We start from the raw sequence: 14,079 nt of genomic DNA, 5'->3' as shown, positions 1-14,079 counted from the left end.
TGGAAGAGGTCATCGGTTCGATCCCGATCAGGTCCACCAAATAACCCCTTATAAATCAAATAGATGCCGGGACCAAGCCGACCCTCTCTGATCAGTTTGGTGTCATTTGGTGTCAAATTTCCAGCTACCGCTATGAACAGCACTGTGTTCTGGTGCTGTTGCTGATCCGCGTTTCCCGGGCTTCCGTTGGCCTACGCTCGATGGTTTTTTCACTCCTGATGGATGGAGTTGCTCCTGGCTTGGATGCTCTTAGGGAGAAGCACTTTCACCGGAAAGCGAGCAATTCGCTCGGACGAAGAGGGTTCGTCATGTCCAGTCCAACAGAATGCGACCCTGCATGAACAACGAAACAAAAGCCAACCTCAGCGCCCAAGCTCCCGGTCAAAGAACTCCGCCATATACTCCCAAGCCTCGCGCGACTCCGGCAGCTGATTGTTGTTCCAGAAGCAATGCGGCAGGCCGTCGAAGACAATCAGCTGCGACCGGTTTCCCGCGCGCAGAAACGCGCGATGCAAAGTGCTCGTTGCGCTCAGCAGCAGATCACGCTCGCTGGTGATGAACAGCGTTGGTGGCATGTCATGCACATCGGCATAGATCGGCGACAACACCGGATCGCGCCGGTCCGTCTTTCCCACATATTCGGCATTCTGTGTTCCATCCTGGATCGGCACATACCCGCGCCATCCAGCCGTGTTGTACAGTGACCGTGAATCGCCGCCCTCCATCATGCTCGCTGACGAGGAGAACGGTCCAAGCGCCGCCGGCATCGGCAGCTTCAGCTGCTTCATCTTCACTGCAGCTTCCAGCGTGAGCATCGCGCCTGCGCTGCTGCCGAAGATGCCGATGCGGTTCGGCTTGTAGGTCTTCAGCAGCTCCTTGTACACCGCAATCACGTCGTCCACTCCCGCAGGAAATGGATTCTCCGGAGCCAGCCGGTACAACACACTCACCACGCGCACGCCCGTCAGCCCCGCCACCGGGATCGACTCCGAGTATGATCCCGAATCTGCATTGAATCCGCCGCCATGCAGGCAGATCAGCACGCGGTCCTTGTGCTTCACCGCCGCCGGAACCACCTCGCGCACCGGCACGCTCCCCACCGTGCTGTCTCTCACAGTCACCGCAAACATCTTCAGCAGCTCATCGCGATGGCGCGCCTGCGAAGCATCCTGCATCGCACGCCGCTGCTCAATCGTCTGCGGCACATCTGCATCCGCCGCGATGGGACTGCTCAGCCAAGCCTTCGCCTCAGGACTAAGCCACTGCGGCAGCGGGATCACTCGCTGCTCCCGCACCGTGCCATCCGCCTCCGTCACCGCATGGTTCTCCGTAATCTTCGCCGCAGGATTTTCCTGCGCAGCCGCCGCCAGCCCTACCGACAACACTGCCACAACAAGGTGCAGTTTCATTCGATCCGCCTCCGCCAACCAATATCGCAGGTTCCGGAGCGTCGCACGAGAAGTCGTTCTGGGTTATTTCGGATCTCAGACGCTCGTCAACCGCGCCGTGGCACTATCGTTTTCTGGGTGGTGCCGGGACGTAAGATGAATCCGTTGGCTGCGTCTCCGCAAACTGGTCATCATCCTTCACTTCCTTCTTGAGGCGGTATAGCTCCTGCTTCAACTTCGCAACCAGCGGTTGCGCGCTGGGCTCGTTATAGATGTTGTGCATCTCCAAGGGATCATGCACCAGGTCATAGCACTCCCACTGATCTTTTTTCCAGAAGTAGATCAGCTTGTATTCGTCTGTGCGGACGCCGTAGTGCGCTCGCGTGTTGTGATCTCCTGGATCGTGGTAGTAGCGGTAGTACATGGCATGGCGCCAGTCTTTCGGCGTGTGTCCTTTCCAGATCGGAAGGAAACTGCGGCCTTGCATGTCTGCAGGAACGGATCGACCGGCGGCGTCGAGAAACGTAGGTGCGAAATCGCAATTGATGCCAATCGCTTCCGAGACCGTACCGGGCTTAATGACTCCGGGCCAACGCACGACAAACGGCATGCGGAGTGACTCCTCATACATGAACCGCTTGTCGAACAGCCCATGCTCGCCTAAAAAGAATCCCTGATCGCTGGTGTAGATGACGATCGTGTTGTCCCGCAGCCCATTGGCCTGCAGCCAGTCCAGAACACGGCCGACGTTGTCATCTACGCTTTGGACGCAGGCAAGATAATCGCGCATGTACCGCTGGTACTTCCAGTCCTCCAGCTCCTTGCCGGTCAAGGTCTTCTTTACGCCATCCACTTCGATCTCAACTTCCATTGGCTTTGCAGCGAGCCACTGCTTCTGTTCCTCGGTTGAGAGGCCGGCCGGCGGAACCAGCTTCAGGTCGGTGCATGTCAGATCCCGGAATACAGATTGCTTCTGTTCGCGTAAAGCATCGGTACGCCCGGCGTAATCATCCCGCAGCGTTTCGGGTTCGGGGATGTGTTTGTTCTCAAACTGCTTCCTGTGCTTTTCGTCGGGCGTCCACTCACGGTGCGGAGCCTTATGGTGCGACATCATGAAGAACGGCTTGTCCTTGGGGCGGCCCTTCAATGCCTCAATCGTCAGGTCGGCGATGATATCCGTGCAGTACCCCTTAATCTGCGTGGAGCCATCCTTGTCGTAAAAGACCGGATCGTTGTACACGCCTTGTCCAGGGAGGATATTCCAATAGTCAAACCCAGTAGGATCGCTGCCCAGGTGCCACTTCCCGATCATCGCCGTGTAGTACCCGGCGCTTTGCAGATACTTCGCAACGGTCGGCTGTGATCCGTCGAAACGGTTGAAGATCGGCACACCATTAAGGTGGCTGTACTTTCCAGTCAGAATGGTGGCGCGGCTTGGAGTACAGATCGCGTTCGTAGCGAAGACATGGTCCATGCGCATGCCTTCCTTCGCGATCCGATCCAGATTGGGTGTCTGGTTGATCTTGCTGCCATAGCAACTCATAGCCTGCGCGGCATGATCGTCGGTCATGATGAACAAGATGTTCGGGCGCGACTTTGCCTGGGCGGCTTTGGCTGCGATGCCTGTCATCAGCGCTCCGGCCGCAAGGGCTGAGTTGCCAAGAAAGGTCCGCCTCGAAAGATCATTGGATAAGTAATCGGCCATCTTCGATATTCCTTGCCATCAAGATTAGACAGCGGTTTCACTGTTGGGCAACCACAGCATTTTCCCTGTTGCTCGGTATCCCGAAAGAAGAGTGCAGCGGCGTTTTCATTGCGGAAAACGTTCATAGATGTGGAAACCCTACTCTACACCTATAGGGAAAATGCTCCAGCTTCGACGCGGGTTAGTTAGAACGATGCTTTCAGCCGGAATTGAATATTGCGAGGATCGAGTGCGCTGGTGAGCGTACCGAATGCTACTGAACCAAAGGTCAATCCCATGCCATTGAAGTTTGCATGATTGAAGATGTTGTAGAACTGCCCTTCGAATTTGAGCGAGACGCGTTCGATGGGAATGTTCTTCGCAATGTTTACTTGCCACAGGTCTATTCCCGGTCCGCGGATATCGCCGAGCCGTTCGTTGCCGAAGGTGCCGGAGGCCGCTGCCGCAAACGAGGAGGCACTGAAATAATTTGTGACGGAACGCGGCCGGTACGAGATGGGACCGAGTCTGTTGGGCCGTTGCCCCGTGTTGCCAACACGGGCGACGTCCGTAGAAGTGGACGCGGTGAACGGCAGTCCGCTCTGCAGGTTGGTGATGCCACTCAGTTCCCAGTTTGCGAGCAGTACCTTCTGGGCGAGATTTCCTTGACGGAAGAACGCTGGCTGCCAGACGTAGTTCAGCGTCACGATGTTCGTCCGGTCGTATGAGTTCAGGCCGCGTTCGTTGAAGAACTGGCTCTGGCCGACCTGCTGCACCTGCGCCTTCGACCATGTGTATGCGGCTCCAAAGGACAAGCCATGCTGGAAACGACGGCGCAGATTCACCTGCAGCGCGTTGTAGTTTGCGGAAGCGGAGCGCACATCGTAGTTGATCGCGGCGTAGCCCTTGTAAGGGCGCAGATAGTTTACGTTTGTGCCGGATGCCGGCAACTGCCCTGGCTGCAACTGGTTGATGTTAGGCGTCTGGTCAAGATGGCGTCCCTGATTGCCGACATAGCTGATGCTCAACGCAGTCGCGAACGGGAGTTGCTGCTCTACTGTCAGGCTGTACTGCGAGATCGTTGCATAGAGCTTGCGGGGATCCCAGACGTTCAGCGTTGGAGGAAACGTTGTCGCGGAGGTGTTGCCGAAGGAGCTGAGCGAGACCCCATACGCCGTGCCGGACTTCGAGAAAGGTGGATTCTGACTGCCATTCTCGTGGTTGTCATTGTCCCAGTGATAGAAGATTCCGAAGCCGCCACGGATCGCTGTCAGGCCGGATCTTCCAGGCGTGTATGCGAAGCCGACGCGCGGTCCAATGTTGTTGCGCAGTTCGCTGAGAGAGCGCGGGTAATGGAGACCCTTCTGATTTGCAGGTGTAATCAGCCCGTTGGTCGGATCGCCTGTACCGCTGACCAGTGCACCGTTGGCCTGCAGAACCGTTGGAGCATTTGCGGCCACATAGAGCGAAGGGATAAAGGTGCTGATGTGGTCGTACTTGTCGTAACCGTTCGGAGCGCCGGTGTAGATGGTGTCACGCACGCCGTAGTCGATGGTCAGGTTCGGCCTCGCCTTCCAGGTGTCCTGGATGTAGCCCTCATACATGTTCGAGAAGAGGTAGACATTCGGGATGGCGCCTTGCTCCGTGTAAGAGAAGGCGCGGCCGGTGAGGAAGTCCGCGATTGCGTTCCCTGTAATGCTGCCGTCGAAGGTGAAGGTACCGGCCTGTCCTGCGTATGGAAAGCGGTCGAACTTCTGGATGCGTAACACATTGAATCCAGCTTTCAGCGTGTGGACACCAAGCTGGTAGGTGAGATCGTCGCGGTAGGTGAACACGTTGTTCGTATTGTTGGTGAGGCCCTGAGCGCCGATGCCGCTGTAGCCTCCACCAAACGAGATGGAGGGGATGACGTTCGTCAGATTCGCGTTGAAGAGCGATGGGATTCTCAATCCGGAGGGCCGTTGCGCTGCCGCATTCGGTGTCTGCGTGATCTGATTCCGGCTGTATCCAAGGATGGCTTGATTCACCACACGCGGCCCGAAGATATGTGTCCACTGAACGACCGTGCTCGATCCGGGTTTGGCGAAGTTGCCGCCGATCGTGGTGAAGGCCTGGTTGGATGGCTTAAGGATCGCCTGTGCCTGAGACCAACTGTCATGCGCATACCGCAGAAGCACACTGTCCCGCTCACCGAGATTGAGATCGACACGCGCGAGTTCTTCGCGCCATTCCGTTCTGCTCTTCGGACTCGCGACCCAGTTGGTGCTGCCGCCCGCGGCCGCTGCGTTGGTCGGCAGCGGAATGTATGCGTTCAGCAGGATCAGTGCATTGGGATCGATATTGGTAATACGGTTCCCGGCGTAGGGCAGGCCCGTTGAAGGATCTTTGATCGTGGTTGAGATGGCGGAGAAGTCTCCGGAACGCATTGCGAGCGTGGGGACGGCTCCCGTGAAGGTGCTTTGCGGCGGGGAGGTGAAGGAGGTAAGTTCCGGACCGGTGCGTTTGTCCCATGCCTCTGAGAAGAAGAAGAACAGGCCTTTTGCGAGGCTACTCTTCGCGCCCGGTACCACGGGACCGCCGAGATCGTATCCGAAGTTGTTGTCTTTCAGCGGCGGCTTCTGTGTGTTGAAGTAGTTCTTCGCATTAAGTGCATCGTTGGCGAACACCTCATACACATCGCCGTGATAGGCCGCACCTCCCGCTCGCGTAACCACGTTGACCTGTCCGTATCCGTAGGATCCGGTATCGGCCGTGTAGTTGCTGGTGTGCACCTGTATTTCGCCGATTGCCTCTGGCGGTGGAAAGAGGTTAATGCCGCGATTGCCGCCGGTGTCCATGGCCAACACGCCGTCGAAGGTAAACGCGTTCGCATTCTGTCGGCCGCCGTTGATAGACAGCAACGGATTGCCCTCCTGACCGCTGCCCATACGCAGCCCCGTTTGAGAAGAGGAGACGCCCGTTCCCAGCGTCAGGAGCTGACTGAAGTTTCTTCCATTCAGTGGCAACTCCGTCACCTGGGTTCCGGAGATCACGCCGCCCAGTGCGCCGGATGCATTTTCAATGGTCGGCGGTGCAGTGGTGACGATGACCTCATCGGATGTGCTTCCGACGGACGCGACCAGGTCGACGCTGCGCGTTGAGTCTGCGTCGAGCACAACGTCATCCCGGTGTGTGGGCGCCATGCCGTCACTCTCCACCACGATGGAGTAGGTGCCCAAACGTAACGCCGGCACCACGTAGAGACCTTCCGCATTGGTTACTGTCGAACGCTGCAGATGAGTGGAGGCTTCAGTCACTGTTACCCGTGCTTTGGGGATGCGTGCACCGCTTGCATCCGTAACAGTTCCAGTGATGGTCCCGGTCCCCGTAGTTTGGGCGAGTGCAGAACCAGAAACTGCCAGGACTACAAATGCAAGAGTCGTGAGAGCAGGTCGCCGAGGGCGGATCGACAAAGAGTAGGGCACGGAAAGACTCCAGGCTGCTGGGGCAGCGTAGACGAATCCCTGAGGATGCGACGGGGACTCATCTGAAATGGTCTGTTGGAATGGGTGTGGTGGATTGTGAGCGCGACGAACTGGTGCCTGCTAGTTACAGCAACAGCGGCAACAACGGTTCTGTGCAGAAGCGATCACAGGCTTAAGGTAACGTCCACATGCCTTCACGTCAATGTTGAGCGGATGGAGGGACGTGAAGGTTCACAACTGAGTGATGTGTCGGGTCGCGATGAGATCTGCCGAAATCGGCACTGGACCTCTAGTCCCCAGGTAATCTGCCGCCGAGGTCTTGTTAAAGGGATTGCGCTGGGGCGAATGCAAAGCGAAAATAAGTGAGGGAGCTTAAGAGAAGTAAAGTGAAGCGGTCCGGCACAGCCGATCTTCCACTGCACGGGGGAAGAGTTCCACCATGGCTCGCAACCAGAATGACTGAGTTGGGAACAGCCATCAGCGAGCATATTGTGATGGAGTATGGTGTGAGCGAGTTGCTCACGCGTCTTAGCGATCCGTTCTGGTTTCAGGCCTTTGGCGCGGTCATGGGAATGGATTGGCACTCGTCCGGCATCACCACCTCGGTGATGGGGGCGCTGAAGCGAGGTCTCAATCCACGTTTTGCCGATCTCGGCATTATGGTCTGCGGAGGACGCGGACGTCATTCCGTTCGCACGCCGGATGAACTCCGGCACTTCGGTATGAGAACTGGAGTCGATGGGGAAGTTCTGGCGAGAACAAGCCGGCTGACTGCTCGTGTAGACAACAATGCAGTAGCTGATGGTTTTCAACTTTATCTGCATTCCTTCGTCGTTACAAAGTCAGGCGAGTGGGCTGTCATACAGCAGGGAATGTCTCAGGAGAACCATGCGGCTCGACGCTACCACTGGCACTCTGCCACGGTACGGGATTTTGTCTCCAATCCGCATACGGCGATCCTGGGAAAACCGCAGGGAGAGATTTTGAATCTGGTTGACGCTCGGGCGAGCAGAGCGCAAGATGTGCTTCTCTCCATTTCCAGAGATCCTATCGAAACATCATTGAGGGAAGCGCGCAAACTGACGATGCCGGCGCATCATGATGTGCGGGCCAAGGATGTAGACCTGAAGCGCTTGGGCGCCGTATTGGCAGTCGCTCATGAACAGGACCTGCGGGACTTCGCATCTTTTCTTTTGGTGGAAGGGCTTGGACCCAGAACCCTGCAATCGCTTGCCTTAATTGCTGAAGTCGTCCATGGAGCGCCCAGCCGGTTCTCGGACCCCGCGCGATTTTCGTTTGCTCATGGCGGCAAGGATGGACATCCGTTTCCTGTTCCGCTCAAAACGTACGACGAATCGTTGGCAGTTCTTCGACGCTCGCTCGATGCGGCCCGATTGAACCACACCGAAAAGCTTCAAGGCTTCAAGCGGCTCGATGAATTGACCCGCACGATCGAAACTGCACGTCAGCCACTCGCAGACTTCCATGCGACGATTCAACATGAACGTCGAATCTCCTCGTCGCTTGGTGGAAGGACCGTTTTTGACGACCGAGCAAAGAAACGAAACGTCGCATCGAATCAACGATCCCTCTTCTAAGCTTTTGTTCGAGTCTTCCTTGAAGTATGTGCAAGCTTTCCAAAGGAATTGCCCGCAGACGAGTGCATTTTCACTGTTGCTGGGTATCCCGGAAAAGGCGTGCAGCGGCGTTCATTGCGGAAAACGCCCATAGATGCGGATCCTCTGGGTACACCTGCAGTGAAAATGCTCCAGCGTGCCCTCCGGTGATGCTGCACTCACTCCTCCCGCAATACCGTAAGCGGACTCACCTGTGTGGCTCGCATCGCCGGTATCAGGCTTGCGAGCAAGGAGACAAGCGTCATCAGCAGTATGGCCAGGACGAGCGTTGGCACATCGCGCGAACTCACACCGTATACCATGCTCTGCACTAACTGTCCCAGCGTAAGTGCAGCGATGCATCCTATCGCAATGCCGATCATTGTCGGTTTCATTCCGCGCACCAGCACGACCTGAAGCACATCATGCTTGGTTGCGCCAAAAGCCATCCGCAGTCCGATCTCCTTCATGCCGCGCCGCACAGAGTAGGCCAGTACGCTATAGATGCCTACGGTGCACAGCACCAGAGCCAGCGCGCCGAAGATGCCGAGCAGTTGCATGTTGAAGCTGCGCTGCGTCAGTGTCTCTCCCACAAGCTCTTCCAATGTCATCACGCGATCTACAGGGACATCGGGCTTCGCTTCGTGCACGACGTTCGTAACCGTCTCCGCCAGCCTTCGCGGCGGAACCGTTGTTCGCACCGCTAAGGTCATGGAGCGTGCCGTGAAATTGCCCTGTGGAGAGGCCGCTACCTGCGCCGCCGGCCAATACAGCGTGGCTACGCCTGCCGATGTATCCAGCCCATCCTGCTTCACATCACCGACAACGCCGACAATTGTTCTTTCCTTCTCCGGATAGAACGAGAGTTTCAGATGATGTCCTACGGCTCCGCCCCGCGGCCAGAACTGCTTGGCCATGGTTTGTGAAATCACCACAACCGGGGCCGAATCCGCCCGGTCGTCTTCCGTGATGTCCCTTCCCTCCAGCACCGGAATCCGCATTGTCTTGAAATATCCCGGCATTGTCATCCGCACCGAAACCTCCGGCTGCTCCGACAACGCCACTGCCGGCCGTCCTTCTACAGCCACTGGCTGGTTCGATCCTCCCTGCAAAGGCAGATCGTCCACGGCGCCCGCTGCGGTTACTCCCGGCAGCGTCCGTACCCGCTCCAGCACGCGGTTGAAGAACTGCGCCTCCTCTGCCGCACTGCCGAACATCTTGCGGTTCACCTGAACGTCCATCGTCAGTACATTCTTTTCGTCAAATCCCGGATCAATCTTCTGCAGCTTCCACAAACTGCGGATCATCAATCCCGCTCCAGTCAGCAGCACCAGCGATAGCGCCACCTCCACGACGACCAGTGCCGCCCGGGTTTTACTCCCGCTCGAGTCTGCGTCGGTTCTTCCCAGCCCCTGCTTCAGCGCCTCGTTCACGTTGCCATTACTCATTCGCAACGCCGGAATCAGACCTGCCAGTACTCCCGTCGCCAGTGATAAGCCCAGCGCAAACCACAGCACCGGCATGCTCAATCCGATCTCATGCATCCGCGGCAATTTCTCCGCAAAGTACTTCAAAAGTAACTGAATTCCGAACCTGGCTCCCAGTAAACCCAACGCTCCTCCGAGCAACGACAGCGTCACTGTCTCGGCCAGAAGCTGCCCGATGATCCTTCCACGCCGTGCGCCCATTGCCGAGCGGATCGCGATTTCCTTTCGCCGCGCATAGGCTCTGCCCAGTACGAGGTTCGCCACATTCGCGCATGCAATCAGCAGCACAAACGCCACCGCACCCAGCATCATCAGGAGAGCCGGGCGAACAGATCCTACTGTTTCTTCGCGCATGGAGTTCACCACAGCACCCCAACCTTTATCGTCCTCCGGGTAAGCCTCTTCCAGCCGTCGCGAAATTGTGTTCATCTCCGCCTGCGCCTGCTCCAGCGTTACACCGGCCTTCATCCTCGCGGCGACAAGAAAATGGTGCTCGCCTCGCACCGCCTTTTCCGCATCGGTGAGCGCCTGAGGAACCCATATCTGCGCAAAATCCGGCTTCGTCATCGCCGGACCCATGATTCCCACGACGGTATAAGGTTCGCCATCGAGGTTGATCTTCTTTTCTAGAACGTGCTCCTCTGCGCCATAGTGGCTCCGCCAGTACCGATAGCTCAACACGACCTCGCGCTCCGGAGCCCGGTCTCCCTGCATCTGCGAAAATGCCCTGCCGTACAGCGGCTGCGCTCCGAACACCTGGAAGAACTCCGGGCTCACTCGGCTCGCTCTGACTGACTCGGGCTTGCCTGCACCCGTCACGTCAAACCGTCCGCCAGAGTACAAGGTCATCGCCTCAAACACGCTGTTCTGTTTTTGCCAGTCCAGGAAGTTACCTGCCGATACCGCAAATCGCGTCATTCCCGGAAAGCTTTTCGGCGGAGGCGTATGCCACACTTGCACCAGCCGGTCTACATCTCGGAAGGGCAACGGCTCCAATAGCACCGCATGTACCACGCTGAAGATTGCCGTATTTGCTCCGATCCCCAGCGCCATAATCAATATCGCTGTCGCTGCAAAACCGGGATTCTTCTTGAGCATCCGTAGTGCAAATCGAACATTTTGTATGAGTGCCGCCAAGCTGCACCTCCGTCCCGGCCTGTTAAAGGCAATCCTGCTGCCACTCCCGAAGAGCTAAGTTCAGCGATATCAACGTAGTTTCCGACGATTTGGGAAAGTACTGTCCGTCCCCGAGCGTTTGCGTCCGATTTTGGACAGCGGAAAGGCAGCGCCGAAGGGTTGCGAAAACGCAAGCAAACCCGCAGCCGCAACGGGCTGTCAGGGAGCAGCAACGGAAACACGGTATTTCCCGGCGCCCGCGAGAAATCTGCGAAAAACAAGGTCGGCGCAATCAGAGTAGAGCAAGTCCGCACGCCGGGTTTACGCGATCACTCAATTCTCGATCCCCATTCAGCTTCCTAGAGTCATCTCTGAAACAGTTCCTATAAATCTGGGCGGAGTCTCCAGAAAATCCAGCTGGTACAGGCCAATTCCCATCTTTTCGGCGAGTTTGCGGCTCTCAATCCTCTCCTCTGTTGGCACTGTATGGCAGAGGATAATCAGTTGGTACGGAGGCTCAGCCCAACGCAGCCTTTGGCGCAGTTCCTGAATGCTGGAAACCGCGCTCGCTTCGAAGCCTGCGCTGGCGAGTAGCAACCTGCGGGTCTCGAGCAGAGCTGGATCCCAGCCATAGATCAGAATTCGATACCCATTTGTCGGCGGCGCAAACATCGATCCATTGCTCTCTTTCACAACTGCCTGTTACCACCGCAATCGGCAGGAACGGTCAGTGAGAGCGAAGCTCTTCCTGCCCATTCATAGCCGCCAGATCCGTTTCCGGATCGGTCTCAAGAGTCGCTTCCTTGCCCATCCTCTGCGGCGGCAAGACCTCGATCACTTCAATCCTCGGCTCCACTCGTTTCATCAGGTTCTTGATGTGACGACGGATATTTTCCATATATAAAAAGATGCTCGGTTCTGCTTCTTGGTTGGTATGCTCCCTGCAGCGACCCAGTTTTCTTAAGAGCATTTTCCCTGTTGCCGGGTATCCCCGAAGAGGAGTGCAGCGGCGTTTCGGTTGCGGCAAACGCCCATAGATGGGGAATCCCTGCGCTACATCTACAGGGAAAATGCTCTAGTCAGGTAGGTTTTAGAAGAACGCATCAGGAGTATTCTTGCCGGCCTCCTGTGTTCAGGAGTCATCTCTGAGCAAGTATCTCGACATTGCCTGTCCGGCGCAGTATGTTGACTCCAACGGATTCCGAATATCGTTCGAACGCAAGGTCGAGCGAAGCTGCGCCCACCCTGAGGTTACGGATTTCGACACGCTGCAGTGATGCCGGTAAAGCCGTATGATGCAGCCGGATCTTCGATGCGCGAGCATCTATCGAAAGGCCAAGACACGCCTGCAAAATCATAAAGATCGCGCCGGCAGCCCATGCCTGTGGTGCACAAGCCACCGGATAGAGTGTTGGCGCTTTCCCCGGTAGACGAGGGAAACCACAGATCAGTTCCGGCAAACGATTCCGGTCAACAAACAGCGACATGTCCAGAAGACTGGTCAGTGTCCGCAAAGCCAGTTCTTTTTCGGACATATCTTTGCAGCCAAACGCAATCAGTGCATTGTCATGTGGCCATATCGAGCCGTTATGGTAAGACATGGGATTGTAGCGTTTCTCGTCCGATGCAATCGTCCGTATACCCCATCCGGATGAGAGCTCCGGGGCAAGGAATGATTGCATGATTTGCGACGCTTGCGTTTTCGAAGCGATTCCCGTAAACAAACACTGGCCCGCATTGGAACTGCGCACGCGGCACTGACGTTTCTCTCCATCAAGCGCGAGAGCGAACATACCCAGTTCATCCGACCAAAAGAAATCAGAAAATTGGTGTCGCAGTGTCTCCGCCTCAGAACTGAGCCTCTTCGCCAGTTCATGCTCCCCGAGGTCCTCCGCGACAAGTGATATCCCGAGCTTTGCAGCATACACGTATGCCTGTACCTCGGCGAGCGCAAGAGGACCTTCAGCAAGCCTGCCGTCTGTATGGAAGATCGAATCCTGCGAATCCTTCCATCCTTGTTGTAAGAGGCCTGACTCGGTTTTGCGCGCGTACTCCACAAACCCATCTCCATCCAGATCTCCATAAAGCTCGATCCACTCCAGCGCGGCTCTCAGATTGGGCCAGATACTCTGCAGAAACTCTTTGTCGGCGGTGCGTTCGTAATAGGCGCCCGCCAGCAGCAGGAAGAGTGGAGTGGAATCCACACTGCCGTAATAGCGGCCAAAAGGTACTTCGCGTAGGCGAGCCATTTCACCTTTGCGCAACTCATGCAGAATCTTGCCTGGTTCAGCGTCCCGTTCAGGATCGACCTCAGTTGCCTGGAGAGCGGCGAGATGAGACAGAACGCCTCGTGCAATATCAGGGGCAATCCAAAGAAGTTCCAGCGCGGTAATGATGCCGTCGCGCCCGAATACTGTGCTGAACCATGGCACTCCCGCATACGGATATGGTCCAAATTTTGTCTCCGCTAACAGCATGTTGAGATCGGCGCGCGAACGGTTTAGCCAGTCGTTGAACTGCTCATTCGAGGTATGGATATCGATATCGGCAAGTGCTGAATGTTGTCGCACTTTCCGGATCCCATGAAGAGCCTCGTCCCATGGGGGCACCACAGAGTGCGTGCCATCGCTCTCGCACGTCAGATCGATGGAGAAGGCCAATTCCTGATGAGGTTCAAGACGGACGGGAACAAAGATTATTCCGGACTCCGTTCTACTTGGGACTCCGCTGCACCGGATACGAGTCCGGCGGATGATTTGATCGAGTCCCTCATACGAAAGAATGATCCATCCATGATCTGTCTCCTGGGGAAGATGCCTTCCTTGCCGTTCCCGCCTTTGCCCGCGTACTTCGAAGATGTCAGCAAAATCGGCAGCAAACGTGAATGACAATTCCATTTCGAGCACGTCTGCTCCAAAATTACGGATCGCAATCTGATCGAAGCAGGCGCCCTCGGCGAGGAATTTGTTGCGGTGAATGTGCAACGTGCCGTGAGAAAGCAGATTACCCGATGGCAACTCGATATCGGGATTCGTCAGGTCGACCGACAGCACGATATTGTCTTCCTGCACGGAAGAACTCAGCAGGAGCGGTTTATGTGCCGTAATGCGCATTTCGAAGCGGGACAGGTAGCGTGTTTCTTCATGAAACAGCCCCTGCTGTCCAAGGCCGATGGGCTGAATATCGCCATACCGGTCGAAGACAGCAAAGGTATCCTTGTGGAGCAGAGGTAAGGTTCTACCATCAGCGAGCGACGAATCTGCGCGAATGTAAAATCGCTCCCCGAGCTTAACAACGTCCGTGTCCTGCTGATTGAGAGGCATG

The 14,079-nt window shown here is 56.5% G+C and carries 7 protein-coding genes; 1 reads left to right on the top strand and 6 read right to left on the bottom strand.

The features are described 5' to 3' along the window. Positions 1–362: 362 nt before the first annotated feature. From OHL21_RS24260 to OHL21_RS24250, 3 genes are all read right to left on the bottom strand, one after another. Positions 363–1,409: an alpha/beta hydrolase gene (locus OHL21_RS24260; protein ID WP_263419885.1), complete on the bottom strand. Its 1,047-nt coding sequence runs from the start codon at positions 1,407–1,409 to the stop codon at positions 363–365. Between the two features lie 103 nt (positions 1,410–1,512). After that, entirely contained in the window at positions 1,513–3,093 is a 1,581-nt protein-coding gene (locus tag OHL21_RS24255) for a sulfatase family protein (RefSeq protein ID WP_263419884.1), read from the bottom strand. Between the two features lie 185 nt (positions 3,094–3,278). Then, positions 3,279–6,536 (bottom strand): TonB-dependent receptor, encoded by a 3,258-nt coding sequence (locus OHL21_RS24250; protein ID WP_263419883.1) that lies wholly within the window; start codon positions 6,534–6,536, stop codon positions 3,279–3,281. A 386-nt stretch (positions 6,537–6,922) separates the two neighbouring features. Here OHL21_RS24250 and OHL21_RS24245 point away from each other — a divergent pair, with 386 nt between their 5' ends. After that, positions 6,923–8,134 carry a DUF763 domain-containing protein gene (locus OHL21_RS24245; RefSeq protein WP_263419882.1) on the top strand — a complete coding sequence of 404 codons (1,212 nt, stop codon included), beginning with the start codon at positions 6,923–6,925 and terminating at the stop codon, positions 8,132–8,134. A 197-nt stretch (positions 8,135–8,331) separates the two neighbouring features. On the opposite strand, the gene OHL21_RS24240 is transcribed toward OHL21_RS24245, so the two are convergent. From OHL21_RS24240 to OHL21_RS24230, 3 genes are all read right to left on the bottom strand, one after another. Beyond that, entirely contained in the window at positions 8,332–10,737 is a 2,406-nt protein-coding gene (locus tag OHL21_RS24240) for an ABC transporter permease (RefSeq protein WP_449649510.1), read from the bottom strand. A gap of 745 nt (positions 10,738–11,482) precedes the next feature. Further along, on the bottom strand, positions 11,483–11,653 hold the full coding sequence (locus OHL21_RS24235) for a hypothetical protein (protein WP_263419880.1): 171 nt from the start codon (positions 11,651–11,653) through the stop codon (positions 11,483–11,485). Positions 11,654–11,894: 241 nt separating this feature from the next. After that, positions 11,895–14,078 carry an amylo-alpha-1,6-glucosidase gene (locus OHL21_RS24230; protein WP_263419879.1) on the bottom strand — a complete coding sequence of 728 codons (2,184 nt, stop codon included), beginning with the start codon at positions 14,076–14,078 and terminating at the stop codon, positions 11,895–11,897. Between the last annotated feature and the right edge of the window lies 1 nt (position 14,079).

The sequence above is a fragment of the Terriglobus albidus genome (assembly GCF_025685425.1).
Lineage (GTDB): Bacteria > Acidobacteriota > Terriglobia > Terriglobales > Acidobacteriaceae > Terriglobus > Terriglobus albidus.
Note: the sequence above shows the minus strand (reverse complement) of the source record. Positions and strands in the feature narration are given on the sequence as shown.